At 55.5% G+C, this 26,420-nt stretch carries 25 protein-coding genes; 12 read left to right on the top strand and 13 right to left on the bottom strand.

What is annotated here, in order from left to right; all coding sequences use genetic code 11:
- Nucleotides 1-19: 19 nt before the first annotated feature.
- Nucleotides 20-1,567: a methyl-accepting chemotaxis protein gene (locus tag QLG09_RS08875; protein ID WP_032678967.1), complete on the bottom strand. Its 1,548-nt coding sequence runs from the start codon at nucleotides 1,565-1,567 to the stop codon at nucleotides 20-22.
- A gap of 244 nt (nucleotides 1,568-1,811) precedes the next feature.
- On the opposite strand from QLG09_RS08875, the gene QLG09_RS08870 reads away from it, so the two are divergent.
- Nucleotides 1,812-2,852, top strand: a complete 1,041-nt coding sequence (locus QLG09_RS08870; protein ID WP_032680300.1) for an aldo/keto reductase — start codon at nucleotides 1,812-1,814, stop codon at nucleotides 2,850-2,852.
- Between the two features lie 51 nt (nucleotides 2,853-2,903).
- On the opposite strand, the gene QLG09_RS08865 is transcribed toward QLG09_RS08870, so the two are convergent.
- A complete protein-coding gene (locus tag QLG09_RS08865; protein WP_014171606.1) occupies nucleotides 2,904-3,392 on the bottom strand; it encodes a TIGR00645 family protein in 489 nt (162 codons plus the stop codon).
- Between the two features lie 81 nt (nucleotides 3,393-3,473).
- Complete coding sequence (locus QLG09_RS08860; RefSeq protein WP_020883663.1) at nucleotides 3,474-3,977, bottom strand: hypothetical protein; 504 nt, start codon at nucleotides 3,975-3,977, stop codon at nucleotides 3,474-3,476.
- Nucleotides 3,978-4,079: 102 nt separating this feature from the next.
- Here QLG09_RS08860 and QLG09_RS08855 point away from each other — a divergent pair, with 102 nt between their 5' ends.
- Nucleotides 4,080-4,484 (top strand): hypothetical protein, encoded by a 405-nt coding sequence (locus QLG09_RS08855; RefSeq protein ID WP_020883662.1) that lies wholly within the window; start codon nucleotides 4,080-4,082, stop codon nucleotides 4,482-4,484.
- 1 nt (nucleotide 4,485) lies between these two features.
- Nucleotides 4,486-4,938 carry a cytoplasmic protein gene (locus tag QLG09_RS08850; protein ID WP_282488835.1) on the top strand — a complete coding sequence of 151 codons (453 nt, stop codon included), beginning with the start codon at nucleotides 4,486-4,488 and terminating at the stop codon, nucleotides 4,936-4,938.
- Nucleotides 4,939-4,983: 45 nt separating this feature from the next.
- Here QLG09_RS08850 and exbD read toward each other — a convergent pair whose 3' ends face one another.
- The gene (exbD, locus tag QLG09_RS08845; protein ID WP_014171610.1) at nucleotides 4,984-5,409 is read right to left on the bottom strand and encodes a TonB system transport protein ExbD; all 426 of its coding nucleotides are present in this window, start codon (nucleotides 5,407-5,409) and stop codon (nucleotides 4,984-4,986) included.
- Between the two features lie 4 nt (nucleotides 5,410-5,413).
- Nucleotides 5,414-6,145 carry a tol-pal system-associated acyl-CoA thioesterase gene (gene exbB, locus QLG09_RS08840; RefSeq protein ID WP_106503488.1) on the bottom strand — a complete coding sequence of 244 codons (732 nt, stop codon included), beginning with the start codon at nucleotides 6,143-6,145 and terminating at the stop codon, nucleotides 5,414-5,416.
- A gap of 251 nt (nucleotides 6,146-6,396) precedes the next feature.
- Between exbB and metC the strand changes: the two genes are divergently transcribed.
- Together metC and yghB are read left to right on the top strand one after the other, a co-directional pair.
- Complete coding sequence (gene metC / locus QLG09_RS08835) at nucleotides 6,397-7,584, top strand: cystathionine beta-lyase (RefSeq protein ID WP_106503489.1); 1,188 nt, start codon at nucleotides 6,397-6,399, stop codon at nucleotides 7,582-7,584.
- Between the two features lie 149 nt (nucleotides 7,585-7,733).
- Complete coding sequence (gene yghB, locus QLG09_RS08830) at nucleotides 7,734-8,393, top strand: DedA family general envelope maintenance protein YghB (protein ID WP_014171613.1); 660 nt, start codon at nucleotides 7,734-7,736, stop codon at nucleotides 8,391-8,393.
- A gap of 47 nt (nucleotides 8,394-8,440) precedes the next feature.
- Here the strand turns inward: yghB and QLG09_RS08825 are convergent, their stop codons facing one another.
- Nucleotides 8,441-9,340 (bottom strand): AraC family transcriptional regulator, encoded by a 900-nt coding sequence (locus tag QLG09_RS08825; protein ID WP_020883659.1) that lies wholly within the window; start codon nucleotides 9,338-9,340, stop codon nucleotides 8,441-8,443.
- Between the two features lie 195 nt (nucleotides 9,341-9,535).
- On the opposite strand from QLG09_RS08825, the gene yqhD reads away from it, so the two are divergent.
- Together yqhD and dkgA are read left to right on the top strand one after the other, a co-directional pair.
- Entirely contained in the window at nucleotides 9,536-10,699 is a 1,164-nt protein-coding gene (gene yqhD / locus QLG09_RS08820; protein WP_252068587.1) for an alcohol dehydrogenase, read from the top strand.
- 105 nt (nucleotides 10,700-10,804) lie between these two features.
- Nucleotides 10,805-11,632, top strand: a complete 828-nt coding sequence (gene dkgA / locus QLG09_RS08815; RefSeq protein WP_014171617.1) for a 2,5-didehydrogluconate reductase DkgA — start codon at nucleotides 10,805-10,807, stop codon at nucleotides 11,630-11,632.
- A gap of 35 nt (nucleotides 11,633-11,667) precedes the next feature.
- On the opposite strand, the gene QLG09_RS08810 is transcribed toward dkgA, so the two are convergent.
- Nucleotides 11,668-13,839 carry a YgiQ family radical SAM protein gene (locus QLG09_RS08810; protein ID WP_282488834.1) on the bottom strand — a complete coding sequence of 724 codons (2,172 nt, stop codon included), beginning with the start codon at nucleotides 13,837-13,839 and terminating at the stop codon, nucleotides 11,668-11,670.
- A 200-nt stretch (nucleotides 13,840-14,039) separates the two neighbouring features.
- On the opposite strand from QLG09_RS08810, the gene QLG09_RS08805 reads away from it, so the two are divergent.
- Nucleotides 14,040-15,515: a TrkH family potassium uptake protein gene (locus QLG09_RS08805; RefSeq protein WP_014171619.1), complete on the top strand. Its 1,476-nt coding sequence runs from the start codon at nucleotides 14,040-14,042 to the stop codon at nucleotides 15,513-15,515.
- Nucleotides 15,516-15,548: 33 nt separating this feature from the next.
- Here QLG09_RS08805 and ftsP read toward each other — a convergent pair whose 3' ends face one another.
- The 4 genes from ftsP to QLG09_RS08785 all read right to left on the bottom strand — a co-directional run bounded on the left by ftsP (nucleotide 15,549) and on the right by QLG09_RS08785 (nucleotide 20,701).
- A complete protein-coding gene (gene ftsP / locus QLG09_RS08800) occupies nucleotides 15,549-16,961 on the bottom strand; it encodes a cell division protein FtsP (RefSeq protein ID WP_020883655.1) in 1,413 nt (470 codons plus the stop codon).
- A gap of 59 nt (nucleotides 16,962-17,020) precedes the next feature.
- Nucleotides 17,021-17,758, bottom strand: coding sequence for a 1-acylglycerol-3-phosphate O-acyltransferase (plsC, locus tag QLG09_RS08795; protein ID WP_020883654.1), 738 nt, complete (start codon nucleotides 17,756-17,758; stop codon nucleotides 17,021-17,023).
- 164 nt (nucleotides 17,759-17,922) lie between these two features.
- Nucleotides 17,923-20,181, bottom strand: coding sequence for a DNA topoisomerase IV subunit A (parC, locus tag QLG09_RS08790; protein ID WP_014171622.1), 2,259 nt, complete (start codon nucleotides 20,179-20,181; stop codon nucleotides 17,923-17,925).
- A 118-nt stretch (nucleotides 20,182-20,299) separates the two neighbouring features.
- Nucleotides 20,300-20,701, bottom strand: coding sequence for a NirD/YgiW/YdeI family stress tolerance protein (locus QLG09_RS08785; RefSeq protein WP_223398745.1), 402 nt, complete (start codon nucleotides 20,699-20,701; stop codon nucleotides 20,300-20,302).
- 138 nt (nucleotides 20,702-20,839) lie between these two features.
- On the opposite strand from QLG09_RS08785, the gene qseB reads away from it, so the two are divergent.
- The 4 genes from qseB (at nucleotide 20,840) to QLG09_RS08765 (ending at nucleotide 23,877) form a co-directional block, all read left to right on the top strand.
- Entirely contained in the window at nucleotides 20,840-21,499 is a 660-nt protein-coding gene (gene qseB, locus QLG09_RS08780) for a quorum sensing response regulator transcription factor QseB (protein ID WP_025203157.1), read from the top strand.
- The gene (qseC, locus tag QLG09_RS08775) at nucleotides 21,496-22,845 is read left to right on the top strand and encodes a quorum sensing histidine kinase QseC (RefSeq protein ID WP_282488832.1); all 1,350 of its coding nucleotides are present in this window, start codon (nucleotides 21,496-21,498) and stop codon (nucleotides 22,843-22,845) included. Before qseB ends, qseC begins: the two co-directional genes overlap by 4 nt.
- 105 nt (nucleotides 22,846-22,950) lie before the next feature.
- Entirely contained in the window at nucleotides 22,951-23,532 is a 582-nt protein-coding gene (locus QLG09_RS08770; protein WP_014171626.1) for an NAD(P)H-dependent oxidoreductase, read from the top strand.
- Between the two features lie 30 nt (nucleotides 23,533-23,562).
- Nucleotides 23,563-23,877 carry a putative quinol monooxygenase gene (locus QLG09_RS08765; protein WP_014171627.1) on the top strand — a complete coding sequence of 105 codons (315 nt, stop codon included), beginning with the start codon at nucleotides 23,563-23,565 and terminating at the stop codon, nucleotides 23,875-23,877.
- Nucleotides 23,878-23,935: 58 nt separating this feature from the next.
- Here QLG09_RS08765 and QLG09_RS08760 read toward each other — a convergent pair whose 3' ends face one another.
- Complete coding sequence (locus QLG09_RS08760) at nucleotides 23,936-25,123, bottom strand: glycoside hydrolase family 88 protein (protein ID WP_020883650.1); 1,188 nt, start codon at nucleotides 25,121-25,123, stop codon at nucleotides 23,936-23,938.
- 27 nt (nucleotides 25,124-25,150) lie between these two features.
- Nucleotides 25,151-26,416, bottom strand: coding sequence for an oligosaccharide MFS transporter (locus tag QLG09_RS08755; RefSeq protein WP_025203155.1), 1,266 nt, complete (start codon nucleotides 26,414-26,416; stop codon nucleotides 25,151-25,153).
- Nucleotides 26,417-26,420 lie beyond the last annotated feature (4 nt).

The raw sequence follows: 26,420 nt of genomic DNA, 5'->3' as shown, positions 1-26,420 counted from the left end.
GGCGGCCTTTTAACAGTGATTAAGCCGAGAGGCGGAATTTCTGCACCGACCGCTGGAGCTCTTCGGTCTGACGTTCAAGCGCGGAGGCCGCTGCCGAGACCTCTTCCACAAGCGAGGCGTTTTGCTGTGTCACGCCATCCATTTGCGTGATAGCAATACCCACCTGCGAAATCCCCTTACTTTGCTCCTCAGACGCAGACGCGATTTGCTTCATGATGGTCGTCACTTCCGTCACATCACGCAAAATGGCATCCATGGTGGTGCCCGTGTCGCCCACCAGCTTTGCGCCCTGCTCTACGCGGGAAACGGAATCGGTAATCAATCCCTCAATTTCTTTTGCCGCGTTGGCGCTGCGGCTTGCCAGGTTACGCACCTCGCCGGCCACGACGGCAAACCCACGTCCCTGCTCGCCCGCACGCGCCGCTTCCACGGCAGCGTTGAGCGCCAGGATATTGGTCTGGAAGGCAATGCTGTTGATCACATTGGTGATTTCAGCAATCTTCTTCGAGCTCTCAGAAATACCGCTCATGGTGGTCACCACCTCTTCCACCAGCGAGCCGCCGCGGCTGGCCGTTGTTGACGCCACATCCGCCAGCTGGCTGGCCTGACGCGCGCTTTCCGCGTTCAGCTTCACGGTGGCGGTAAGCTGTTCCATGCTGGCCGCCGTCTCTTCCAGAGCGGCGGCCTGCTCTTCGGTACGGGACGAGAGATCGTTATTACCGCTGGAGATCTCCGTCGCGCCGCGCCAGATATTCTCGCTGCCGGAGCGAATAGAGCTCACCGCTTCTCGCAGGCTATCCTGCATCGCGCTCAGCAGGGGAACCAGTTGACCCACGCAGTTGCGACCGAACGGTTCAATCGGTTGACTGAGATCGCCCTGGGCAATCTGGCGGAACTGCTGGCGAATGCGAGCCAGCGGTTTTACCAGCATCGCCACCAGGTAACGGTCGGTGAAGAGCAGTATTAACAGGCCAATAATCGTGGCGGTGATAATCACCGTGCGGGTCATGCTAGTCAGGCTGTCCACGACCACTCGGGTGCTGTCGAGTGCCCGGGCGGCCGCGTTGTTAAAGTTCTCCGCAGCAGCACCAAACGCACGACTCAGTGGAGGGGTGATGTTATTCGCCTGCTGACGGTAGCCCTCCAGAGAGGACTGCTTCGCCTGCTGCATTTGCGGCGTTACGCCCTGCTCAAGCAAAGCCTGCCAGCTACCGATCACCTGAGCTGAAACTTGCTCATCCATCGGTCCTGGTGAGATTGCCTTCATCTCAGCCAGTTTCTTCCCCATATTGTCCAGCGCCTGCTGGGCAGGGGCCAGGTCCGGTGTGCCGCCCGCGGCTTTCACTTCCATCGCGCGACTCAACCGGGTCACAAAGCGAAAATACTGATCGTTACCCTGACTGAGTATGGTCATCTGTTTGACCAGCTGGCGATCCACCTCATTGCCCTCTGATACCCGTGACAGAGACCAGGTGCTGTAAAGCCCCACGCCCGCCCACATTAAACAAAAGATCCCGAGAATCGTCAGCATGACGAAACGGATCGTGAAATTACGCAACATATTCATAAGTCTTCCTTGCCGTGAGGGTGAATTCGCCCAGAGGCGAGTACTACTTTCGTTATCGGCAGAGAAAGCGGAAATTATAACCTTTTGTGATTATTTTTGATTAGCACGACTTCACTGGTAGCACAGCAGAAGTTAATCATTCCCGGCGGTCAGGCATGTCATCGCTTATCAACAGGATTTGTGATTTGATAAGCACAGAATGAAAACGTTGTTTCGAAAATTCATCGACAAGAAAGGAGACATCATGTCCTGGCACCCTTACCCCGCCCGCTACGAAAATATGCAGTACCGCTACTGTGGAAAAAGCGGCCTGCGCCTGCCGGCGCTGTCGCTTGGTCTGTGGCATAGTTTCGGCCACGTACAGCCTCTCGACTCTCAGCGGGCGCTGTTGCATAAAGCCTTCGACCTCGGCATTACCCATTTCGATCTTGCCAACAACTACGGCCCGCCGGCGGGAAGCGCGGAAGAAAACATGGGTCGTCTGCTGCGGGAAGATTTTGCCGCGTATCGCGATGAACTGATCATCTCAACCAAAGCAGGCTATGACATGTGGCCGGGGCCGTATGGGTCGGGCGGGTCGCGCAAATACCTGCTCGCCAGCCTCGATCAGAGCCTCAAGCGCATGGGGCTGGAGTATGTGGATATTTTCTATTCTCATCGCGTGGATGAAAATACGCCGATGGAAGAGACCGCCGCTGCGCTGGCCCAGGCCGTGCAGAGCGGTAAAGCGCTGTATGTCGGTATCTCCTCCTACTCCACGGAGCGCACCCAGAAAATGGCGGACCTGTTACGTGAGTGGAAGATCCCGCTGCTTATCCACCAGCCGTCTTACAACCTGCTCAACCGCTGGGTCGATCACACCGGCCTGCTGGATACGCTTGAGAAAAACGGGGCGGGTTGCATTGCGTTTACGCCGCTGGCGCAGGGTCTGCTGACCGGAAAATACCTGAACGGTATTCCTGAAGATTCTCGTATGCAGCGTGAAGGCAAGAAGGTGCGCGGTCTGACGGAGAACATGCTGACTGAAGCCAACCTGAACAGCCTGCGTTTACTGAATGAGATGGCACAGGCCCGTGGTCAGACGATGGCGCAAATGGCACTGAGCTGGCTGCTGAAGGATGAACGCGTGACGTCCGTACTGATTGGTGCGAGCCGTCCGGAGCAGATCGAAGAGAACGTGCAGGCCCTGAATAACCTGCGCTTTAGCGACGATGAGCTGAAAAGGATTGACCAGCATGTTGCGGATGGGGAATTGAATTTGTGGCAGGCATCGTCGGATAAATAGCGCGGTCTGTCGCGCTCACGCCCCCCTCTCCCCTGGGAAGAGGGGGGGAAATTACTTCTTACTGATCTTATCCAGATACCCCATCACGAACGCAGACAGCACAAACGTCAGATGGATAATCACATACCACATCAGTTTGTTGTCCGGGACATTCTTGGCGTCCATGAATACGCGTAACAGGTGGATAGATGAGATCGCCACAATCGACGCGGCCACTTTATTCTTCAGCGACGAGGCATCCATTTTGCCCAGCCAGTTGAGCTTCTCTTTGCGCTCGTCGATATCGAGCTGAGAGACAAAGTTCTCATAGCCGGAGAACATCACCATCACCAGTAATCCGCCCACCAGCGTCATATCCACCAGCGAAAGCAGAACCAGAATCAAATCTGCTTCGGCAATGGAAAAGATGTTCGGCAGAACATGCAAGATTTCCTGGAAAAACTTAATCGTCAGCGCAATCAGCGCCAGCGAAAGGCCAAAATAGACGGGTGCCAGTATCCAGCGAGAGGCGTACATCGCGTTTTCAAAGAAGCGTTCCATAAAGTCCTGTCTGCAAACGAAACCAGCGCCCAGTATATCTCAACGGCGCTGACTGTTTGCAACAACTCACTCGTTGTACGTTCAGACATTGTCAGGATTAACGTCCGGGCGCGCGTACTCCGGCCAGACCAGCACCACCAGTTCCGGATACGCCTCCAGGCTGAACTCACGAAAACACTGGCGCAGGTTTAATACGTCCAGATCGGAACAGGAGACCTTCTCACCGTTAAGGCAACGCTTTTTGATATTGTCATAATATTTATACACCGCGGAATTCAGGTCGCTACAGCGGCGCTGCGCTTCAAACAACCCAGGCGTGTCATTAATTTCCGACATTTTCATTCGCTTAATTGTCGCGTGCAAAAAGTCGATATATTCATGGTTCACCCGCCAGTACCAAACCGGTGTAACCGAGTTCATCAATACGGAGAAATGGTCTTCACCTTCCTCTTTTGTCATCAGTTCAGGTAGCGGAGGTTCACTGGCGTCTTTCGACACTTGCGTTTTATTGAACTCCTGCATCAATAAAAGAACACCAGCGGTCAGTAATAGTAATGTGATGACCGTAAAAAAAATGCTGTTCATGGGTAGGCTCCATTTTTTTTGATTTTAAAATTGCCTCATGATATTGTCAACGAATCTCACGCCTTTACCAACCCCACCCTGTTGTAATTAAAGGAAATTAAAATGCTGCCCGACTACCTCGTCCCGGCTAAGTACCACATTGCGCCTGTGGAACAGCAAACGACGGAAGCAGAAAAAGAGGCTAATTTCACTCAGGGGAAAAGAAAGCTCTCTGATTACGAGTCTGACATATTAATAGGCGTTTCTCGCACCGGTAAATCCCGTAATATGTTACTGGAAGAGCACGACCGTCATATAAAGGACCGGTTATTTCGCGCCGTTAAAATAGAAGCCTTTGTCCACCTGCTGAATGACCTGCAGGCCGAAGGTGAAATAGATGCCCAGAAATTAAGTCAAATAATCGCGGAAAAAACCAAAGAAATAAACGAAGCCGGCAATGAAATTTGGCTTAATCTAATTACGCGTGAAACCAATAACCCTATTTTTTATAACCTGGGGGAAGAGTAACGTGAAAGAAATTAAAGATAACGACGTTTATTTGGCTTTAGATAACAAAAAAAGTGATGAATTTATCTTAAAGCAAAATCTCGATGCACTGCGAAACACAAAAAATGCCGAGATGACGCGAATAACTCAGGACCTGGTATCGATCCCGGCGACGCTGGTACGCCTGAAATGGCATAATCGCCGCGAGATTTATCCTTTGCAGGTGAAGGAAGAGATATACGGCGCGGTGATGAATACCCTCATCGAACAGCGGCCTGAGCTGAAAGAGAAGCTTCTCGGGCGTCTGGAGGCCCATTATCAGTATCTGCTCGCCAGAGAAGTGGCCACCCTGCGCCTGACGCGCAAACTGTCCGACGGCGAGTACCGCACGTCAAACGTCACCTGCGTTGCGCTTGATGAAGACGCGCTGGCGTCCCACGCGCCTGCGCCTGCGCCCACTGAGACAAAAAACTGATCGCCCGACACGCATAAAAAAAGCCGGCTTTCGCCAGCTTCTTTGTTATTTCGCGGCCGCTTTCTCTTCGCCGACCAGCCCAATCTTGAGATAACCCGCCTGATGCAGCGTGTCCATTACCTTCATCATGGTTTCGTAATCGACGGTTTTATCCGCGCGGAAGAAGACCGTGGTGTCTTTCTTGCCGCCGGTGAGCTGATCCAGCGCCGGGATAACAGACTGATCCGTCACCGGGTCGTTGCCGAGGAACATCGATTTATCCGCTTTCACCGACAAATAGACAGGTTTCTCAGGACGCGGCTGCGGCTGGCTGGAAGAGGCAGGCAGATTCACCTTCACGTCGACCGTCGCCAGCGGCGCAGCCACCATGAAGATAATCAGCAGAACCAGCATGACGTCGATAAACGGCGTCACGTTGATTTCATGCATTTCACCGTTATCGTCCAGATTTTCGTTAAGACGCATCGCCATACAATCAACCTACGCGCAGTTTAGACGCCGCATGCACCGGTTTAACGGAGCTGGCATTGAGGTCAAGATCGCGGCTTTGCAGCAGCAGCACCTGCGCGGCGACGTCACCGAGCGCGGCTTTATAGTTGCCAATCATACGCGCGAAGATGTTATAGATGACGACCGCAGGAATGGCCGCGACCAGACCGATTGCGGTCGCCAGCAGCGCTTCGGCAATCCCTGGCGCAACCACCGCCAGGTTGGTGGTCTGCGTCTGCGCAATGCCGATAAAGCTGTTCATGATGCCCCAGACCGTACCGAACAGACCGATGAACGGTGAGATCGCCCCGATAGTGGCCAGATAACCGTTACCGCGGCCCATATGGCGGCCAACGGCAGCAACGCGACGCTCCAGGCGGAAGCCGGTACGTTCTTTAATGCCTTCGTTATCTTCACTGCCTGCGGAGAGTTCCAGCTCGTTCTGTGCTTCGTTGACTAACAGGGTGGTCAGGCTTTTTCCATGGAAGGATGAGGTCATGTCTAAGGCCTGATCCAGGGAGCGGGCTTCAGCCAGTTGCTGTTGCTCCCGCTTGAGGCGACGCTTCTGCGACAGCAGTTCGACGCTCTTACTGAAGAAGATAGCCCAGGTGATCACGGACGCCAGAACCAGGCCGATCATCACAATCTTAACCACGATGTCAGCATGATGATACATGCCCCAGACGGAGAGATCCGTCTGCATCAAATTATTACCCACTCTGTATCTCCAGGACGCAAATCACAAAATCTGACCGTAATAATATCAAAACGTCGTCGAATTGATAGTAGTTCTCATTAGTATTTACATACTGCCGTAATTTTCGTTCACTTTCCTTGCGCTTACGCAGTAAAAATTTCTTATGCGTATTTTTGCTAATATTTTCTGCTTATTCGATAAGCCCCCGGGTGCAGATTTTTACAATCGTGGTAGTCTGGACGTCCAGACGTATAAAAACAGGGTTAGCGAACATGACAAAGAAGCATCTTGATACCACGCTGGTACAGGCAGGACGCAGCAAAAAATACACTCAGGGATCGGTCAACAGCGTGATTCAACGCGCCTCCTCACTGGTATTTGATACCGTCGAGGATAAAAAAATCGCCACGCGCAACCGCGCCAAAGGCGGGCTGTTCTATGGCCGTCGTGGCACGCTAACCCATTTTTCACTTCAGGAAGCCATGTGCGAACTGGAAGGCGGCGTGGGCTGCGCCCTGTTCCCCTGTGGTGCGGCGGCAGTCGCCAATACCATTCTGGCGTTTGTGGAACAGGGCGACCATATCCTGATGACCAATACCGCTTATGAACCAAGCCAGGATTTTTGCACCAAAATCCTCAGCAAGCTCGGCGTGACCACCGGCTGGTTCGATCCGCTGATTGGCGTAGGTATCGCTGAACTTATCCAGCCGAACACGCGCATTGTGTTTCTGGAATCCCCAGGCTCTATCACCATGGAAGTGCACGACGTCCCGGCTATTGTGAAAACAGTGCGCAGCAAAGCCCCCGAGGCAATCATCATGATCGACAACACCTGGGCGGCGGGCGTGCTGTTCAGGGCGCTGGAATTCGACATTGATATCTCTATTCAGGCCGCGACCAAATATCTGATTGGCCACTCTGATGGCATGATCGGTACTGCGGTATCCAACGCGCGCTGCTGGGATCAACTTCGGGAGAATGCCTACCTGATGGGCCAGATGGTGGATGCGGATACGGCCTACATGACCAGCCGCGGTATCCGTACGCTGGGGGTGCGCCTGCGTCAGCACCATGAAAGCAGTCTGAAGGTGGCCGAATGGCTGGCCCGGCAGCCGCAGGTCGAGCGCGTTAATCATCCGGCGCTTCCGGGCAGCAAAGGCCATGAATTCTGGCAACGTGACTTTACGGGCAGTAGCGGGTTGTTCTCATTTGTTCTTAAAAAACGGCTCAGTAACGACGAACTGGCGAACTACCTGGATCATTTTACCCTTTTCAGCATGGCTTACTCCTGGGGCGGGTTTGAATCCCTGATCCTGCCTAACCAGCCGGAGCAAATTGCGGCCCTGCGCCCCGGTGGAGAAGTGGATTTCAGCGGCACGCTGATCCGACTGCATATTGGTTTAGAAGATGTTGACGATTTAATTGCGGATTTAGCGGCAGGGTTTGAACGTATCGTGTAGAGTGCATGCTGAAAATGTACTCCCTGGACGCTTTTGTGAACACTGCCACCAGAAAAGTCTGCATTAGTTGCGCCCGCGATCAAACCCCACGGGCGAATTAGGGAGTACAATAGCGCTATATCTGCATCTGCTGTTCCACAGGAAAGTCCATGGCTGTTATTCAAGATATTATTGCGGCGCTCTGGCAACACGATTTTGCCGCGCTGGCGGACCCTCACGTTGTAGGTATCGTCTATTTCGTGATGTTCGCAACCCTGTTTCTGGAAAATGGATTACTGCCAGCCTCATTTTTACCCGGTGACAGCCTGCTTTTACTGGCCGGGGCGTTAATCGGTAAAGGCGTCATGGACTTCACGCCGACGATGGTCATACTTACCTCCGCTGCCAGCCTCGGTTGCTGGCTGAGCTATCTGCAGGGCCGCTGGCTCGGCAATACGCGCGTCGTGAAAGGCTGGCTGGCGCAGTTACCGCATAAATATCATCAACGTGCGACCTGCATGTTTGACCGCCACGGTCTGCTGGCGCTGCTGGCCGGGCGTTTTCTGGCGTTTGTTCGCACGCTGCTGCCGACCATGGCAGGCATTTCCGGGCTGTCAAACCGCCGCTTCCAGTTTTTCAACTGGTTGAGTGCCCTGCTGTGGGTAGGCGTGGTGACCACGCTTGGCTACGCGCTGAATATGATCCCCTTTGTGAAACACCACGAAGACCAGGTAATGACTTTCCTGATGATCCTCCCGCTTTTCCTGCTGGTCGCGGGACTGCTCGGGACGATTGCGGTCGTGATTAAGAAGAAATACTGCAGCGCGTGATATAAAAAAGCCGGGTGACGTTACGCTTACCCGGCTGGGCTCTCCCCTCAGGTCCCCTGCATCATTCTGATGCGCGACGCATCTTCCCCCGGCGTGACGCCGAAGTAACGCTTAAACTCCCGGCTAAACTGCGACGCACTTTCATAGCCCACCCGCATCGCCGCCGCGCTGGCCTTCATGCCGTCGTGGATCATCAGCATACGAGCCTTATGCAGCCGATAGGTTTTGAGATACTGCAGCGGCGAGGTGCTGGTCACCGACTTAAAATTATGATGAAACGCCGAGACGCTCATGTTTGCTTCCGCCGCCAGCTGGTCAACGCTCAGGTTTTCCGTGTACTGGCTTTCGATACGCTTGAGCACCCGGCTAATCAGGCTGAAGTGCGTCTGGCGGCTGACCAGCGCGAGTAATGCCCCACCGCCCGGCCCCAGCAGCACATGGTAAAGAATTTCGCGGATAATCTGTTTGCCCAGGATGCGTGCATCCAGCGGCCGTTCCATAACGTCGAGCAGACGCTCAATGGCGCAGAGGATCTCCTCGGATAACGTCGCGGAGTTAATCCCGCTCGCGGGCATCGACGGCCGGAACAATGCGTCCTCGCCAATCTCCATCAGCAGTTCCTGCAGCTGTAGGATATCAACATTTAAACGAATGCCCGCCAGCGGTACCGCTTCTGTCGCGAAAGTTTCACATTCAAAGGGTAAAGGTACTGTGAGCAGAAGATATTCATTGGTGTCATACCGGAACACGCGCTCATTGATATAGCCAATTTTATGGCCTGAAAAGAGAAAAACGATGCCCGGCTGGTACATGACCGGTGTGCGTGTCCCTGGCTGCGTCCCATACAGAAGACGAATGTCAGGCAACATGTCACCGACGCCATTTTCTTTATCAATCAGTCTTTTAATCTGCGCAGTAAGCTGAAGGCAGATCGCTTCACGGTTCATTTTACGTTACTCCGGCTACGGTTTCCGACGTTAACAGTGTGCGCAGTTTACCGTGTTTTCTCCAGCGTTCTGTAGAAATGGGCAAGACATCGGCAGGAATGTGCATTGAGAGGATAGCCCCGGACGGCCACAATGTGCAGCATCAGGTCGCCTTCAGCGCCACCACGGTTTTTCACCCACATAAGGGAACGAGCAATGAATAATTTTAATCTCCACACCCCAACCCGCATTCTGTTTGGTAAAGGCGCTATCGCCGACCTGCGCGCACAGATCCCCGCTGACGCCCGCGTACTGATCACCTACGGTGGCGGCAGCGTGAAAAAAACCGGCGTACTGGATCAGGTTTACAGCGCGCTGGAAGGTCTGGACGTGCGTGAGTTCGGCGGTATCGAGCCTAACCCGTCTTATGAAACACTGATGAACGCGGTCAACATCGCCCGTGATGAAAAAGTCACCTTCCTGCTGGCAGTCGGCGGCGGCTCCGTCCTGGATGGCACCAAATTCATCGCCGCTGCGGCGCACTACGCGGACGGTATTGACCCGTGGCACATTCTGGAAACCCGCGGCAGCGATATCAAAAGCGCGATCCCAATGGGTTCCGTGCTGACCCTGCCTGCGACCGGTTCTGAATCCAACAAAGGTGCCGTTATCTCCCGTAAAACCACGGGTGATAAGCAGGCCTTTATGAACGATCACGTTCAGCCTGTATTCGCCATCCTCGATCCGGTTTACACCTACACCCTGCCTGCACGTCAGGTCGCGAACGGTGTGGTCGATGCGTTTGTGCACACCGTTGAGCAGTACGTTACCTACCCGGTAGATGCCAAAATTCAGGATCGCTTCGCGGAAGGCATTCTGCTGACGCTGATTGAAGACGGCCCGAAAGCGCTGAAAGAGCCGGAAAACTACGATGTGCGCGCCAACGTGATGTGGGCGGCAACCCAGGCGCTGAACGGTCTGATCGGTGCCGGCGTGCCGCAGGACTGGGCAACCCATATGCTGGGCCACGAACTGACGGCCATGCACGGTCTGGATCACGCGCAAACGCTGGCCGTCGTCCTGCCTGCACTGTGGAACGAAAAACGTGATACCAAACGCGCCAAACTGCTGCAGTACGCTGAGCGCGTGTGGAACATCACCGAAGGTTCTGACGATGCGCGTATCGACGCGGCTATCGAAGCAACCCGCAGCTTCTTTGAAGGTCTGGGCGTGCCAACGCGTCTGTCCGGCTATGGTCTGGATGGCAGCTCCATCCCTGCCCTGCTGGCGAAACTTGAAGAACACGGTATGACCCAGTTGGGCGAGCACGGCGACATTACGCTGGAAGTGAGCCGTCGTATCTACGAAGCGGCACGCTAAGCGTTTTTGACATCCCGCCTTTCGTTTTTTGACATTTCGTCCAGACTTAATGCACATCACATCGTCGGGGGTTCCCTCCGACGATGAGCACCTGAAGGAGGAAAAATGGCAAACCAAACCGTAATCAAGCTGCAGGATGGCAACGTGATGCCCCAACTGGGGCTAGGTGTATGGAAAGCCGGTAACGACGAGGTCGTCTCCGCCATTCATAAAGCACTGGAAGTTGGCTATCGGTCGATTGATACCGCCGCCGCGTACAAAAATGAGGACGGCGTGGGTAAGGCACTGGCCAGCGCTGGCATGCCCCGCGAAGACCTTTTCATTACCACCAAACTGTGGAACGACGATCAAAAACGCCCCCGCGAAGCCTTGCAGGAGAGTCTGGACAAACTCCAGCTCGATTTCGTCGATCTCTATCTGATGCACTGGCCAGTCCCGGCTATCGATCACTATGTTGACGCCTGGAAAGGGATGATTGAGCTACAGCAGGCAGGGCTGGTGAAAAGCATCGGCGTGTGTAATTTCCAGGTTCACCACCTGCAGCGCCTGATTGACGAGACGGGTGTCGCGCCGGTTATCAACCAGATTGAGCTGCACCCGCTGATGCAGCAGCGTCAGCTTCACGCCTGGAACGCCACGCACAAGATCCAGACCGAGTCCTGGAGCCCGCTGGCACAGGGCGGTGAAGGGGTGTTCGACCAGAAAATTATTCGCGATCTCGCGGATAAATACGGCAAGACGCCGGCGCAAATCGTTATTCGCTGGCATCTGGACAACGGCCTGGTGGTGATCCCGAAATCGGTCACGCCATCGCGTATCGCTGAGAACTTCGACGTCTGGGATTTCCGCCTGGATAAAGATGAACTGAGTGAAATTGCGAAGCTGGACAAGGGCAAGCGTTTAGGCCCGGATCCCGATCAGTTTGGCGGATGAATAAAAAAACCCCGGCTCGCCGGGGTTTTTATTTTTTACGCTTTACGTTTCACGGGTTTCTTCGCACTGGCGTTACCGTTTGAACGCTGATGCACAATCGGCGTGTGCTTGGTCAATGCCGGGCGCGTATGGCGGTTCTGGCGGCGCGCTTCACGCATCTCGTCAAGCGTAGGCGCAGGCACCAGGCAGTCGCGGCGCGAGCCGATCAGATGCTTTTTACCCATATCTTCCAGCGCCTGACGGATCAGCGGCCAGTTAGCCGGATCGTGGTAGCGCAGCAGTGCTTTATGCAGACGGCGCTGTTTATCCCCTTTCGGCACCACTACATCTTCACTCTTATAGCCAATTTTACCCAGCGGGTTCTTGCCGGTGTAATACATGGTCGTTGAGTTCGCGAGCGGTGATGGATAGAAGTTCTGCACCTGATCCAGACGGAAGCGACGCTGTTTCAGCCACAGCGCCAGGTTCACCATGTCCTCATCGCGCGTGCCGGGGTGCGCGGAGATGAAGTATGGGATCAGATACTGCTCTTTACCCGCCTGCTTCGAGTAGGTGTCAAACAGCTCTTTAAAGCGATCGTAGCTGCCCATACCCGGCTTCATCATCTTGGACAGCGGGCCTTCTTCGGTATGCTCAGGGGCAATCTTCAGGTAGCCACCCACGTGATGCGTCGCCAGCTCTTTGATGTAGCGCGGATCTTCCACGGCGATATCGTAACGTACCCCGGAGGCGATCAGGATCTTCTTGATCCCTTTCAGGTCACGCGCACGACGATAAAGGTTGATCGTTGGTTCATGGTTGGTATCCATGTGCTGACAGATATCCGGGTACACGCACGACAGACGACGGCAGGTCTGTTCCGCGCGCGGTGACTTACAGCGCAGCATGTACATGTTCGCAGTCGGGCCGCCCAGATCGGAGATCACCCCGGTGAAGCCAGGCACGGTATCGCGAATGGCTTCGATCTCATTGATGATCGAATCTTCGGAGCGACTCTGAATAATGCGCCCTTCGTGCTCGGTAATGGAGCAGAAGGAGCAGCCGCCGAAGCAGCCGCGCATGATGTTTATAGAGAAACGGATCATCTCATACGCCGGAATTCGGCTCTCGCCGTATGCCGGATGCGGCACGCGTTTGTACGGCAGCGCGAAGACGCTGTCCATCTCTTCGGTGGAAAGCGGGATTGCCGGCGGGTTGATCCAGATAAAGCGCTCACCGTGCTTTTGCATCAGCGCACGCGCGCAGCCCGGGTTGGTTTCGTGGTGCAGAATACGGGACGCATGCGCGTAGAGCACTTTATCGGCTTTGACCTTCTCAAAGGAAGGCAGCAGCACGTAGGTTTTTTCCCACGGTTTCGGGCGCGGCGGCTGAACAACGATAGCTTTCGTTTCGGCTTTCTTTGGCTCTACCGGTTTGTTATCCGCACACGGCAGATCGTCGCCGTACGGGTGCGGGATCGGGTCGATTTTACCCGGCATATCAATGATACGGGAATCCACCCCGCTCCAGCCCGGCAGCGCCTCTTTCACCATGATAGCCGTGTTGCGCACGTCGCGGATGCTGCTCACCGGCTCACCCTGTGAGAGACGGTGCGCCACTTCCACCAGCGGACGTTCACCGTTACCGTAAATCAGCATATCGGCTTTGGAATCCACCAGCACCGAACGGCGCACGGTGTCTGACCAGTAGTCGTAGTGCGCGGTACGGCGCAGACTCGCCTCGATGCCGCCCAGGATAACCGGCACGTCTTTCCAGGCTTCTTTGCAGCGTTGGGTGTAGACCAGCGTCGCGCGGTCAGGACGTTTACCCGCGACGTTATCCGGCGTGTAGGCATCGTCATGACGCAGCTTACGGTCGGCGGTATAGCGGTTGATCATCGAGTCCATGTTGCCTGCGGTCACGCCGAAGAACAGGTTGGGTTTCCCCAGACGCATAAAGTCGTCTTTGCTGTTCCAGTCAGGCTGGGCGATGATCCCCACACGGAAGCCCTGCGCTTCAAGCATACGGCCACAGATAGCCATGCCGAAGCTCGGGTGGTCGACATAGGCATCGCCCGTCACCAGAATGATATCGCAGCTGTCCCAGCCCAGTTGGTCCATCTCTTCCCGGGACATCGGCAGGAACGGCGCCGGTCCAAAGCAGGCCGCCCAGTACTGGGGGCAGGAGAAGAGGTCACGATCCGGCTGGATCAGGGAAATTGCGCTCATAGTGCTTCCGAAGAAAAAATAGACAAAAGGAGCGGGATTATACGCTGTTAGTCCGCCGGATTTGAAGAAAAGGATGCAAGAAGTAAACAGAAAATCCTGGAAGCCGTTAAAATACAGCGCACTGTTAATTTTGGATCATAATATCCACTCTATCTTGCGGTAATCAGTTACCGGGATGCATTCTGGCACGGAGTTTCTTTGTGAAGTTCAACGATTCGTTACATGTGTCCCAGCTGCGGGTTGTGCTTCACCTCTGCGGTTTTCTGGTTCTTCTGTACAGCCTGTCCATGCTGCCGCCGATGGTTATCGCCCTGCTGAATAAAGAGCGAACCTACTTTGCTTTTTTAACCACCTTTTTGACCTTTTTCACTCTTGGTGGACTCACCTGGCGGGCAACACGTCATTCCGGTATACAGCTGCGCACCCGTGACGGTTTCGTGATTATCGTTCTGTTCTGGCTGCTGTTTTCATTGATTAGCGCCATGCCGTTATGGATGGATGACGGTCTGCAACTCTCCTTTTCCGATGCGCTCTTTGAAGGGGTCTCAGGGATCACCACCACCGGGGCGACGGTGATTGGAGACGTCAGTGCCCTGCCGAAATCGTACCTTTATTACCGCGCTCAGCTCAATTTCATTGGCGGATTAGGGGTCATCGTACTGGCCGTCGCGGTCCTGCCACTGCTCGGTATCGGTGGCATGAAGCTGTATCAGTCGGAAATGCCAGGGCCGTTTAAGGAGGAGCGCCTGACGCCCCGACTCGCCGATACCGCGCGTACGCTGTGGGTAACCTATCTGGCGCTGGGACTGGTCTGCACGCTGGCGTACTGGCTGGCGGGCATGCCCTTTTTTGACGCCGTCTGTCACGGGCTTTCCACCGTCTCATTGGGTGGGTTTTCAACCCGAAGTGAGAGCATCGGGTTTTACGACAGCCACGCGATTGAGCTTGTCGCCGGGGCTTTTTCACTGCTTTCCGCGTTTAACTTTACCCTCTGGTATGTCGTCATCGCGCGCCGCACGCTGAAACCGATTCGGCGCAGCCCGGAGGTGAAATTCTTTCTCGGTGCCGCCACCGTCATTATCGCCATCACCGCCTGGCAGGTGTGGCACGCGGGGATGTACAACGGCACCGACAGCCTGGTACATGCCTTCTTTCTGGCCAGCTCCATGATGACCGACAACGGTCTTTCGACGGCCGATTACGCTCACTGGCCTCCCCACACCATTTTCCTGCTGCTGAGCGCCAGCTTTTTTGGCGGCTGCGTCGGCTCTACCTGCGGCGGGATCAAAGCGCTGCGTTTTCTCATCATGTTTAAGCAGTGTATTCAGGAGATGAATCAACTCGCGCATCCGCGCGCGCTGCTGAGTATTAAGGTCGGCAAAAGCGTCGTGAATGAACGCGTTCTGCGCTCGGTCTGGAGCTTCTTTTTTCTCTACGTGATGATAACGGGCTTTTTCGTCTGGGCGCTGAATCTGCTGGGATACGATCTGTTCACGTCATTTGCCACCGTTGCGGCCTGCATTAACAATATGGGGCTGGGGTTCGGCGAAACGGCATCAACCTTCGGGACGTTAAAAGACGAGGCCAAGCTGTTGATGTGTGCGGCGATGATTATGGGGCGTCTGGAAATTTATCCGGTACTGATCCTGTGCTCACGCTTTTTCTGGCGGGCATAAAAATTCCCGGCGAACCGGGAATCGTATCGTGGTTTAGGGTGCCGGGTTGACCAGCATCTGGCCGACGGATCCCCTGTCCATCATCTCCAGCGTCTGGCTGTGGAACAGGAACGGGAAGTGCGGCCACGAAGGCTGTCCGTAGTAGACCAGCAGTTCGACCTGCCCATCCACCCAGACGGTATCCTTCCAGCCCCTGTCTTCGGGGAACGGCATCGCGCCATTGACGTTGCGGATCAGGAAACTCACCCCTTCGATATGGAACGACTGCGGCATGTCCGAGCGAACCGTCCAGCGCTCCCAGGTACCCTGCTGCGCGGTAATATCGATACGGTTAACGTCCCACAGCGTGCCGTTGATCCCCGGGTCGTCGCCCAAGCTGATATCGCGGCTGCGCACCGGCGAACCGCTCATGATCTCCTGCGGAAGCAGGCGCATCGGCAGGCTATCGGTCACCAACGGCAGCAGGCCGGTAGGACGCAGGGTCAGCACCAGAGTGGAGACCAGGATACTCGACGGCTCAAAGAAACCGCGAATGCGGTCCACAATGCTGGCCGCTTCGCCACAGGTGATCGACACCTCATCACCATTGGTCATATCAATAAGGATTTCGCGGCGTTCGCCTGGCGACAGCGCCAGCTGCTTCACGGAAACCGGGGCCGGTAAAAAGCCCTGGTCGCCGGAGATGACGTGTAGCGCGCGGCCATCGCTCATTTGCAGCTGGTAGCGGCGCGAGTTAGAAGCATTCAGCAGACGCAGACGTACCCATCCGCGCGACACTTCGACATACGGACTTTGCGCGCCGTTAACCAGCAGCGTATCACCAACGAAGCCACCGCTGCCCGGCTCGCTGTATTCCGGCGTGCCGAAATTATCCAGCCGTTTGTCCTGAATAATGACCGGAAAATCATCCACGCCATAGTGGTTCGGGATTGGCAGGGATTTACTGATTTCATCTTCCACCAGCCACATGCCGGCCAGGCCGTTATACACCTGCTGGGCCGTGCGGTTAGGGGTATTGGCATGATACCAGAGCGTCGCCGCGCTCTGACGAATCGGCAGAACAGGCGCCCAGTCAGCGTTAGGCGACATCATGCGCGCCGCGCCGCCAAGCAGCGGGCCAGGCACCTGTAAACCACTGATGGTCATGGCGACATTTTCTGTCGTACGGTTACTGTAGATCAGCTTAACGTCATCGCCATTCCACACGCGTATGGTCGGCCCAAGGTAACGCCCGTTAATGCCCCACACCGGCGCACGCGTGCCCTGGGTAAAGGACCAGTGGCTGCGCTGTAGCGTCAGGAAAAGCGGCTGCCCGCGACGGGATTCTATTAACGGCGGAATGGGCAGCGGCTGTTGCTGCCCGGCGGCGTTGGCTGTCAGCGGCAGCGCACCCGCACAAAGGGCGATCCCGGAAGCCTGAATAAACTGACGCCGACTGAATGACATATAAGCTCCATCTGAAACGACTAACAACGCGGGAATTCGTTTTCCCTTTTAACGCCGGCTTACTTCTTACCGGCGGCTTCTCTCTCTGCGACTTCTTTGTCGAGCAGCGCAATATGCTGAGCCATCAGTTCACGGCAGTGTGCTGCCAGCTCGCGAACCTGATCTTTACCGTATTTGCTGGTATCCACCGGCGGCAGCATTTCGACAATCACCAGCCCGTTATTCAGGCGGTTAAGATTAATCTTATTAGAAGTATTGGAAACACACACAGGAATAATTGGAACACCTGCCGCAATTGCAGCATGAAACGCACCGGTTTTGAACGGCAGCAGGCCACGGCCACGGCTGCGCGTCCCTTCCGGGAACATCCATATTGAGATCCTGCGCTTTTTGAAGTGATTAACCACTTCAGCAATAGTGCTGTGCGCTTTCGCGCGGTTGTTACGGTCAATCAGCAGGTTACCGGTCAGCCAGTACAGCTGGCCGAAAAAAGGGATCCACAGCAGGCTCTTTTTGCCCACGGTCACGGTCGGTGGCAGAACAATGTTGGAGGCCGTCACCATATCGTAGTTGTTCTGATGGTTAGCGATAAAGATGGCGTTACCGAAGTTCTCAGCCCCTTCCGGCAGGCGTTTTTCAACCTTCAGGCCAAACAGCGGCGCAAGGCGGCCGAACATATGGCCGAAGGTGGCGACATGTTTCGGATTGCGCGGACTGAACAGGCAATAAATAGAGCCGAAAATACAGACCAGAATGCAGTAAATAATGGTAAGAATTAAACGAACAATGAATAGCATAGCGACCTCTGAAGCCCTGACAGCTGACAATTATACTTCACCTGTGGCCAGGTAAGGACTTTATTACGAGCGCGTATTGTTAATCGCAACGCACGAATTAACAACGATTTTACGGGAAATTTTATTGAAATTCCCCCTCCGGAACAGAGGGGGAGATAACGGCGTTACTCTTCGCTGTCGCCCGCGGTACTGCGCGCAGGAGAGTCAATCTCCACGCGGTCAATACGCTGCAGGCCGCGCATCAGCGAGCCGCGTCGACCGCGCTCGCCCACCACTTTCTGCAACTCTTCCGGACGAAGCTTGATTTTACGTTTGCCGACATGAATGGTCAGCGTGCTCTGCGGCGGCAGAATAAAGAGGTGCGCCAGACCATCTACCCCTTTCGCCGCTTCCGCTGACGGGATGCTGATGATCTTGTTGCCCTTGCCTTTTGACAATTCCGGCAGGTCGCTGACCGGGAACATCAGCATACGTCCGGCGGCAGTGATCGCCAGCAGCATATCGCTATCGTTTTCCACCACCAGCGGCGGCATCACATGCGCGTTGTCAGGCAGGCTGATCAGCGCCTTACCGGCACGGTTGCGGGAAACAAGATCGTTAAAGGTACAGATAAAGCCGTACCCCGCGTCAGACGCCAGCAGCAGTTTCTGGTCATCGGCTTCCATCAGCATATGGTCAACCGTCGCACCCGGCGGCAGCGTCAGCTTACCGGTAAGCGGTTCGCCCTGTCCGCGGGCAGAAGGCAGCGTGATCGGGTCGATGGCGTAGCTGCGACCCGTCGAGTCGATAAAGGCGACCGGCTGGTTGCTCTTACCTTTCACGGCGGCTTTAAAGCTATCGCCCGCCTTGTAGCTCAACCCTGGTGCGTCGATATCGTGACCTTTAGCACTGCGCACCCAGCCGCTCTGAGACAGCACAATGGTGACTGGTTCTGATGGCTGCATGTCGTGCTCATTCATCGCCTTCGCTTCTTCGCGCTCATGCAGCGGAGAACGACGGTCGTCACCGAATGCATCGGCGTCAGCCTGCAGCTCTTTCTTGAGCAGGTTGTTCATCTTGCGTTCGGACGCGAGGATCGCCTGCAGCTGATCGCGCTCTTTTTCCAGTTCGTTCTGCTCACCGCGGATCTTCATCTCTTCGAGTTTGGCGAGATGACGCAGTTTCAGCTCAAGGATTGCTTCGGCCTGGGTTTCACTGATGCCAAAGCGCGACATCAGCGCCGGCTTCGGCTCGTCCTCGGAACGGATTATCTCAATAACTTCGTCGATATTGAGGAACGCCACCAGCAAACCTTCAAGGATGTGCAGGCGTTTAAGCACTTTTTCCAGTCGATAGTTCAGACGGCGGCGAACGGTATCGCGACGGAACGTCAGCCATTCGCTCAGGATCTCCAGCAGGTTTTTCACTGCCGGACGACCGTCGAGGCCGATCATGTTCAGGTTGATGCGGTAGCTTTTTTCCAGATCGGTGGTGGCAAACAGGTGGTTCATCACCTGCTCCATGTCCACGCGGTTGGAACGCGGCACGATCACCAGACGCGTCGGGTTTTCGTGGTCGGATTCGTCGCGCAGGTCATCCACCATCGGCAGCTTTTTATTGCGCATCTGGGAGGCAATCTGTTCCAGCACTTTCGCGCCGGAGACCTGGTGCGGCAGCGCGGTGATGACCACTGCGCCGTCCTCTTTGGTCCACACCGCACGCATGCGCACGGAGCCGCGGCCGTTCTGGTAGATTTTGCGGATTTCCGCGCGCGAGGTGATGATTTCGGCCTCGGTCGGGTAGTCCGGCCCCTGCACGATATCCAGCAGATCGTCCAGCGTGGTCTTCGGCTGTTCAATCAGGGTGATGGCGGCTTTCGCCACTTCACGCAGGTTGTGCGGCGGAATGTCCGTCGCCATACCCACCGCGATACCGGTAGTGCCGTTCAGCAGGATGTTCGGCAGACGCGCAGGCAGCATTTTCGGCTCCTGCATCGTACCGTCGAAGTTTGGCACCCAGTCCACGGTTCCCTGACCCAGCTCGCCCAGCAGCACTTCAGCATAGCGGGAGAGACGGGATTCGGTATAACGCATCGCTGCGAAGGATTTCGGATCGTCCGGCGCCCCCCAGTTCCCCTGACCATCCACCAGCGGATAACGGTAAGAGAACGGCTGTGCCATCAGCACCATCGCTTCATAACAGGCGCTGTCGCCGTGCGGATGGTATTTACCCAGTACGTCACCGACGGTACGGGCGGATTTTTTGAACTTAGCGGTCGCATTTAGCCCCAGCTCGGACATCGCATAGACGATGCGGCGCTGAACGGGCTTCAGGCCATCCCCGATAAACGGCAACGCCCTGTCCATGATGACGTACATGGAGTAGTTCAGGTAGGCGTTTTCCGTGAATTCATGTAGCGCGAGGCGCTCTGCCATATCGCTCATTATGTGTGATTCCTCAACTCAGAAACCGAAAGGTTTCAGGCAATATTGCCGCAGATACTACCTTATCTGGCGTGTTGAGTCACAAAGAAAAAGGGCCGCATCCGCGGCCCTTTCGGGGTTATTTGTTCAGTTTGATAACCTGCTTCACGTCGATTTCAAAATCGTTCCACTCTTTATCGACTTTACCCTGGATTTCCACCTTATCCTGCGGGGTTACGGTCACGCCGTTCCAGCGCTTGTGGTCAATCTCCACGTTAACCGTACCGGTCTCATCGCGGAAGGTGTAGCGGTCATCAGACAGGCGCTGAGTGATGTTCCCGCGCAGCTTCACCCAGCTGTCGTCCTTCATGTCCTTCACTTTCACCGCGTTGGTGAGATTCGCGTCATTATCGACAAAACCGCCCGCCTGCGTCTGGGCCTGGGTTTGTGCGGCAGAGGGGCCGTTAAATCCGCCCTGTGCAGCAAAAACAGGGGCAGTGGTCATCATCATGATGGCGGCAATCGCAGCGAATTTTTTCATATTAACTCTCCCTTTAATGTGGTTTCGCAGTCCATTTAACAGGGTAAACCTTAACAACTTCTTAAGGGAAAAATTTATTTATTATTACTGTACAGCAGGCTGATGCAGAGGGTTTACTGACGTTATCAAGGAGGGAACATGCGCATTTTACTGGTTGAAGACGACAAGCTGATCGGCGATGGCATCAAGGCGGGTTTAAGCAAAATGGGCTTTAGCGTGGACTGGTTCACCGACGGAAAAACCGGCCAGACCGCGCTTCATTCTGCACCGTATGATGCCGTAGTGCTGGATCTGACGCTGCCGGAAATCGACGGACTGGATATTCTGCGCGCCTGGCGCGAAAGCGGACGCCGCGAGCCGGTATTGATTCTGACGGCGCGGGATGCGTTGAACCAGCGTGTCGAAGGGCTGCGTCTGGGGGCGGATGATTACCTGTGCAAGCCCTTTGCACTGATCGAAGTGGCTGCCCGCCTTGAGGCGCTGGTGCGCCGAAGCCACGGTCAGACCCGCAGCGAGTTGCACCACGGAAAGGTCACGCTCGATCCCACCAGTCTCGTGGCCACGCTGGACGGCGAAACGCTGACGCTCAAGCCGAAAGAGTTCGCCCTGCTGGAGCTGCTGATGCGTAACGCGGGCCGCGTGCTGCCGCGCAAGCTGATCGAGGAAAAGCTCTACACCTGGGACGACGACGTCTCCAGCAACGCCGTTGAAGTCCATGTTCACCATCTTCGCCGTAAACTGGGCAGCGAATTTATCCGCACCGTGCACGGTATCGGCTATACCCTGGGTGACGCATGAAACTGACCCAACGCCTGAGCCTGAAGCTGCGCCTGACGCTCCTCTTTTTAGTGCTGTCGCTGACGGCGTGGTTTGCCGCAAGCCTGGTCGCCTGGCAGCAGACCACCCACACGCTGGATAAGCTGTTCGATACGCAGCAGATGCTGTTTGCCAAACGGCTGTTGACCATGGATCTGGATGAGATCCGGGCCCCCGAACGGATGCGTGAGATCCCCAAAAAAGCGAAGCACGGTCGTCTGGATGACGACGCGCTGGCCTTCGCCATCTACGCCACCGACGGCAAGATGATATTAAATGACGGCGAAAACGGGCGGGACATTCCGTACCACTATCGCCGCGACGGGTTTGATAATGGACGGCTACAGGGCGACAACGACGAGTGGCGTTTTTTATGGCTCACCTCACCCGACGGAAAGTACCGCGTGGTGGTCGGCCAGGAGTGGGAGTATCGCCAGGAGATGGCGGTAGATGTGGTCAGCTCCCAGTTGACCCCGTGGCTGGTGGCGCTGCCCCTGATGCTGTTGTTGCTGATCGTTCTGCTGAGCCGGGAACTGAAACCGTTAAAAAAACTGGCGCAGACCCTGCGCTCCCGCTCACCGGATGCCACCGACGCGCTCCCGACTCAGGGGGTTCCCACTGAGGTGCGCCCGCTGCTCGACTCGCTGAACCATCTGTTCACGCGAACCCAGGAGATGATGACCCGCGAGCGTCGTTTTACCTCAGATGCCGCGCACGAGCTACGCAGCCCTCTCGCGGCCCTGAAGGTGCAAACCGACGTGGCGCAACTGTATCAGGACGATCCGCAGGCGCAGCAAAAAGCGCTGGCGCAGCTGCATGCGGGTATCGATCGCGCATCCCGGCTGGTGGATCAGCTCCTTACGCTGTCGCGTCTGGACTCGCTGGATAACCTCGACGATATCGAACCGATCGTGATGGCCGATCTCCTGCAGTCGGCGGTGCTGGATATCTGGCATCCGGCACAGCAGGCCGGGATTGATATTCGCCTGAACATTCATGCCCCGCAGGTCACACGTCAGGGCCAGCCGCTGCTGCTGAGCCTGCTGGTGCGTAACCTGCTGGACAACGCCGTGCGTTATAGCCCGCAGGGCAGCGTGGTGGACGTCACGCTGGACACCCGGCGTTTTACCGTGCGTGACACCGGCCCCGGCGTTTCCACCGATGCGCTGGCGCGTATTTGCGAGCGTTTTTATCGCCCACCGGGACAGGATGCAACGGGTAGCGGCCTGGGGTTATCTATCGTCAGGCGCATTGCCGCCCTGCATGGTATGCGCGTCGCGCTGGGCAATGCGGCAGAAGGCGGCTTCGAAGTGAAGGTCAGCTGGTAAGGGATTATTGCGTTTAATGCAAAAGACTTTGCACATTTTGCTCATTTAACCGCATCGCTCGCGCGCGTAGAATCCTCGCCATACTTTCATCTTCGAGGACACCTCATGAGCAACATTCTGATTATCAACGGTGCAAAAGAATTTGCGCACTCTAAAGGCCAGCTGAATGACACCCTGACCGAGGTCGCGGACGGTTTTCTGCGCGACGCCGGGCATGATGTTAAGGTCGTGCGCGCGGACAGCGATTACGATGTCAACGCGGAAGTGCAGAACTTCCTGTGGGCTGACGTGATTATCTGGCAGATGCCTGGCTGGTGGATGGGCGCCCCCTGGACCGTGAAAAAATACATGGATGATGTCTTCACCGAAGGCCATGGCGCACTGTACGCCAGCGACGGTCGCACCCGCTCCGACGCATCCAAAAAATACGGTTCTGGCGGCCTGATTCAGGGCAAAAAATATATGCTGTCCCTGACCTGGAACGCACCGCTGGAAGCGTTCACCGAGAAAGATCAGTTCTTCGAAGGGGTGGGCGTTGACGGCGCGTATTTGCCGTTCCACAAAGCTAACCAGTTCCTCGGAATGACGCCGCTGCCAACCTTTATCGTTAACGACGTCATCAAAATGCCTGACGTCCCGCGCTATATCGCAGAATATCGCAAGCATCTCGCGGAAATTTTTGCTTAACTGGTAACCTGGAATTAGAAGGAGTTAACCATGCTTACTGTTATTGCTGAAATCCGTACTCGTCCAGGCCAACATCACCGCCAGGCGGTGCTGGATGAGTTCGTGAAAATTATCCCCACCGTACTGAAGGAAGAAGGCTGCCACGGCTACGCGCCGATGGTCGACGCCACCACCACCGCCAGCTTCCAGGCTACTGCCCCAGACTCGATCATTATGATTGAGCAGTGGGAAACCGTGGCCCATCTTGAAGCCCACCTGCAGACCGCGCACATGAAAGCGTGGAGCGACGCGGTGAAGGGCGATGTGCTGGAAACGCATATCCGCATTCTGGAGCAAGGGGTGTAAGTTTACCCTGTTCCTGATTCCTGCCCTCCCCCTTCCGGGAGAGGGTCAGGGAGGCATATTACCAGTACAACTTCCAGCTTTGGGTAAACCTGACCAACGCCTCCACGTAGAAGTAGTCTCCCCAGCTCGCGCACTCGTCCACGCCTTTATTGCTTGCCAGATGATAAACGGAGTGCTTCAGCAGCCCAGTGCCCTTCTCGTCTTTGCCCATCAGGTAGTGTTTCGTCAGTGACGACATCATTCCTTTTGCCCATTCAGAATACCGCTCGCGATCCGGATCGGTCACCGGCAGGTGCTTCACCAGCTCCAGCAGGCCACATACCGCAATCGCCGCCGAGGACGCGTCGCGTAGCGCATCCGTGCCGACCAGCGCCAGATCCCAGTGGCAGACGTAATCTTCCGGCAGACGGTTGAGGAAGTAGTTCGCCAGCCGTTTCGACAGGGCAATCATCGTCGCATCACCGGTATAGATGTAGCTCAACAGGAAGCCGTAAATTCCCCACGCCTGCCCGCGCGACCAGCAGGAGTCATCGGCATAGCCTTGCTGAGTATTGCCGTAGCGCGGCGCGCCGGTGTGCACATCCATATAGTAGGTGTGGAACGTTGAGGCATCTTCACGGATAAGGTACCTCGCTGCCTGCATCACGTGCGCTTTGGCGGCATCGGCAAAGCGCGGATCGCCCGTCTGTTCGCTCGCCCAGTAGAGCAGCGGCAGGTTCATATTGCAGTCGATAATCATCCGCCCGGCCTGTTCCGGGTCAGCCAGATCGCCCCACGCCTGAATAATCTTTGCCTTCTCGTGGAAGCGCTCCAGCAGCGCCTCCGCCGCCAGCAGCGAGAAGCCACGCGCCTCACGGTTACCGGTCAGTCGCCAGGCCGCCACGCAGGAGAGCGTATACAAAAAGCCCAGATCGTGGGTGTTAGTGTCGTGGCGCCCGGCGATACGCAGGCCAAACGAGCGCACATGTTTTTCCGCCATCGCGCGGAATTTCGCTTCGCCGCTCATCTCCCACGCCAGCCACAGCTGCCCGGTCCAGAAGCTGGTGGTCCACTCCACGTTGTCGGTCAGCGGATAAAAACCCTGCTGGCAGGTTTCCGCCGGGAACTGCTCACCAAACGCCGTTAAATGGCGGCTAATCAGCGCAAGGACATGGTCGCGTGCTGAACTCAGTTCATCGCGGAATACGCGCGAATCAACGGGCACGGGGATAGCGGGCAGGCGTTCCTCTGCGATACGACTTAACATATTTCGGTTCCTTCTTTGACGGCTTAATTATCGTGATGAGGGTTCTGCTACGTTCAGCGCGCGGGGGCCGCGCCATTTACTCTGGCAGGCAGATAACGTAAAGGCAGAAATAAACGTGAAGATCAGCGCCGTGGCGCCCATGATGATATAAGTGTTCTCGAAACCGATGCGGTCATACATATAGCCAGCAGGCGACGAGACCACGACATTGCCGACGTACAGCATCGCCTGATATCCCAGCAAATACATGGTGGCGTTAACGCGCTTATCGAAATGTTCGGCAATATATTTAAAGACGGAGACCAGCAGCAGACAAATTTCCAGACCGTACAGCGGCTTAAGAATGGAAATTAACAGATGTGAATCACACAGACCGGAAATAATCAGACGCGCACCGACCACCAGCCCGACAATTAACAGCCCACGTTTGGCGCCAATAGCGTTCACCAGCAGCGGGATCACCATATACATGACAAACTCCATTCCCGACTGCACGGTCCCCAGATAACCAAACACCGCATTGCCCTGGTGAATATCATCAAAGAAGGTCACGAAATAGCGCGAAAACTGCTGCTCGGCGATAAACATCATCCACGCCACACCGGCCACGTACAGACAGAAGGCCCAGAATTTACGGTTACGCAGCAGCGCGTAAACGTCTGACGGGGCAATTTTCTCTTTTGTCAGCACTTCGCCGGCATGTGCGGAGTTAGTGTTCACTTTCAGGCTCAACAGGACAATCAGCATCACCACCGATGCCACGCTGCCCATAATAAAGTTATACGCTGGCGAGAGATTAAACAGCAGGCCGGAGAAGGAGGACGCCACTGCCCAGCCAAGGGAGCCCCACATCCGGATCTGACCAAACTCCATACCGTTTAAACGGCTAAACCGGTCAGAATAGGATTCGCACGCCGCCACGCCCGCATACCAGGCAAAGCTTAAATAGAGTGCGCCAATAATAATCCCCAGCAGCGTGTTGGACATTAACAGCGGCTGATAGACATAAATAAAGAACGGCGCCATCAGGGCAGACATTGCCACCACAAAATAGAGCAGGTATTTGCTCATGCCGATCTTATCGAGAATATAGCCATAGATGGGCTTCAGAATGACGGAGAAAATCCCGTTCACCGCAAATACGGTACCAATCACCGAACCACTGAGGTTCGCTTTCTGGCCTAACCAGATAGCCAGCAGGCCAATACTGGCAGACCAGGTAAAGAAATAGAGAAATATAAAACTGCTGATTTTGTAATATTCAGTTCTGTTTGTTGTAGCGGTCTTTTTCATATCA

Origin of the sequence: Enterobacter sp. V89_11 (assembly GCF_029967775.1) — a bacterium.
Lineage (GTDB): Bacteria > Pseudomonadota > Gammaproteobacteria > Enterobacterales > Enterobacteriaceae > Enterobacter > Enterobacter ludwigii.
This window is presented reverse-complemented; position numbering and strand designations above follow the sequence as displayed.

Coding starts and splice junctions, on each gene's coding strand:
- QLG09_RS08875 (WP_032678967.1), bottom strand. CDS start 1,567: ATGAATATGTTGCGTAATTTCACGATCCGTTTCGTCATGCTGACGATT.
- QLG09_RS08870 (WP_032680300.1), top strand. CDS start 1,812: ATGTCCTGGCACCCTTACCCCGCCCGCTACGAAAATATGCAGTACCGC.
- QLG09_RS08865 (WP_014171606.1), bottom strand. CDS start 3,392: ATGGAACGCTTCTTTGAAAACGCGATGTACGCCTCTCGCTGGATACTG.
- QLG09_RS08860 (WP_020883663.1), bottom strand. CDS start 3,977: ATGAACAGCATTTTTTTTACGGTCATCACATTACTATTACTGACCGCT.
- QLG09_RS08855 (WP_020883662.1), top strand. CDS start 4,080: ATGCTGCCCGACTACCTCGTCCCGGCTAAGTACCACATTGCGCCTGTG.
- exbD (WP_014171610.1), bottom strand. CDS start 5,409: ATGGCGATGCGTCTTAACGAAAATCTGGACGATAACGGTGAAATGCAT.
- metC (WP_106503489.1), top strand. CDS start 6,397: ATGACAAAGAAGCATCTTGATACCACGCTGGTACAGGCAGGACGCAGC.
- yghB (WP_014171613.1), top strand. CDS start 7,734: ATGGCTGTTATTCAAGATATTATTGCGGCGCTCTGGCAACACGATTTT.
- QLG09_RS08825 (WP_020883659.1), bottom strand. CDS start 9,340: ATGAACCGTGAAGCGATCTGCCTTCAGCTTACTGCGCAGATTAAAAGA.
- yqhD (WP_252068587.1), top strand. CDS start 9,536: ATGAATAATTTTAATCTCCACACCCCAACCCGCATTCTGTTTGGTAAA.
- dkgA (WP_014171617.1), top strand. CDS start 10,805: ATGGCAAACCAAACCGTAATCAAGCTGCAGGATGGCAACGTGATGCCC.
- QLG09_RS08810 (WP_282488834.1), bottom strand. CDS start 13,839: ATGAGCGCAATTTCCCTGATCCAGCCGGATCGTGACCTCTTCTCCTGC.
- ftsP (WP_020883655.1), bottom strand. CDS start 16,961: ATGTCATTCAGTCGGCGTCAGTTTATTCAGGCTTCCGGGATCGCCCTT.
- plsC (WP_020883654.1), bottom strand. CDS start 17,758: ATGCTATTCATTGTTCGTTTAATTCTTACCATTATTTACTGCATTCTG.
- parC (WP_014171622.1), bottom strand. CDS start 20,181: ATGAGCGATATGGCAGAGCGCCTCGCGCTACATGAATTCACGGAAAAC.
- QLG09_RS08785 (WP_223398745.1), bottom strand. CDS start 20,701: ATGAAAAAATTCGCTGCGATTGCCGCCATCATGATGATGACCACTGCC.
- qseB (WP_025203157.1), top strand. CDS start 20,840: ATGCGCATTTTACTGGTTGAAGACGACAAGCTGATCGGCGATGGCATC.
- qseC (WP_282488832.1), top strand. CDS start 21,496: ATGAAACTGACCCAACGCCTGAGCCTGAAGCTGCGCCTGACGCTCCTC.
- QLG09_RS08770 (WP_014171626.1), top strand. CDS start 22,951: ATGAGCAACATTCTGATTATCAACGGTGCAAAAGAATTTGCGCACTCT.
- QLG09_RS08765 (WP_014171627.1), top strand. CDS start 23,563: ATGCTTACTGTTATTGCTGAAATCCGTACTCGTCCAGGCCAACATCAC.
- QLG09_RS08760 (WP_020883650.1), bottom strand. CDS start 25,123: ATGTTAAGTCGTATCGCAGAGGAACGCCTGCCCGCTATCCCCGTGCCC.
- QLG09_RS08755 (WP_025203155.1), bottom strand. CDS start 26,416: ATGAAAAAGACCGCTACAACAAACAGAACTGAATATTACAAAATCAGC.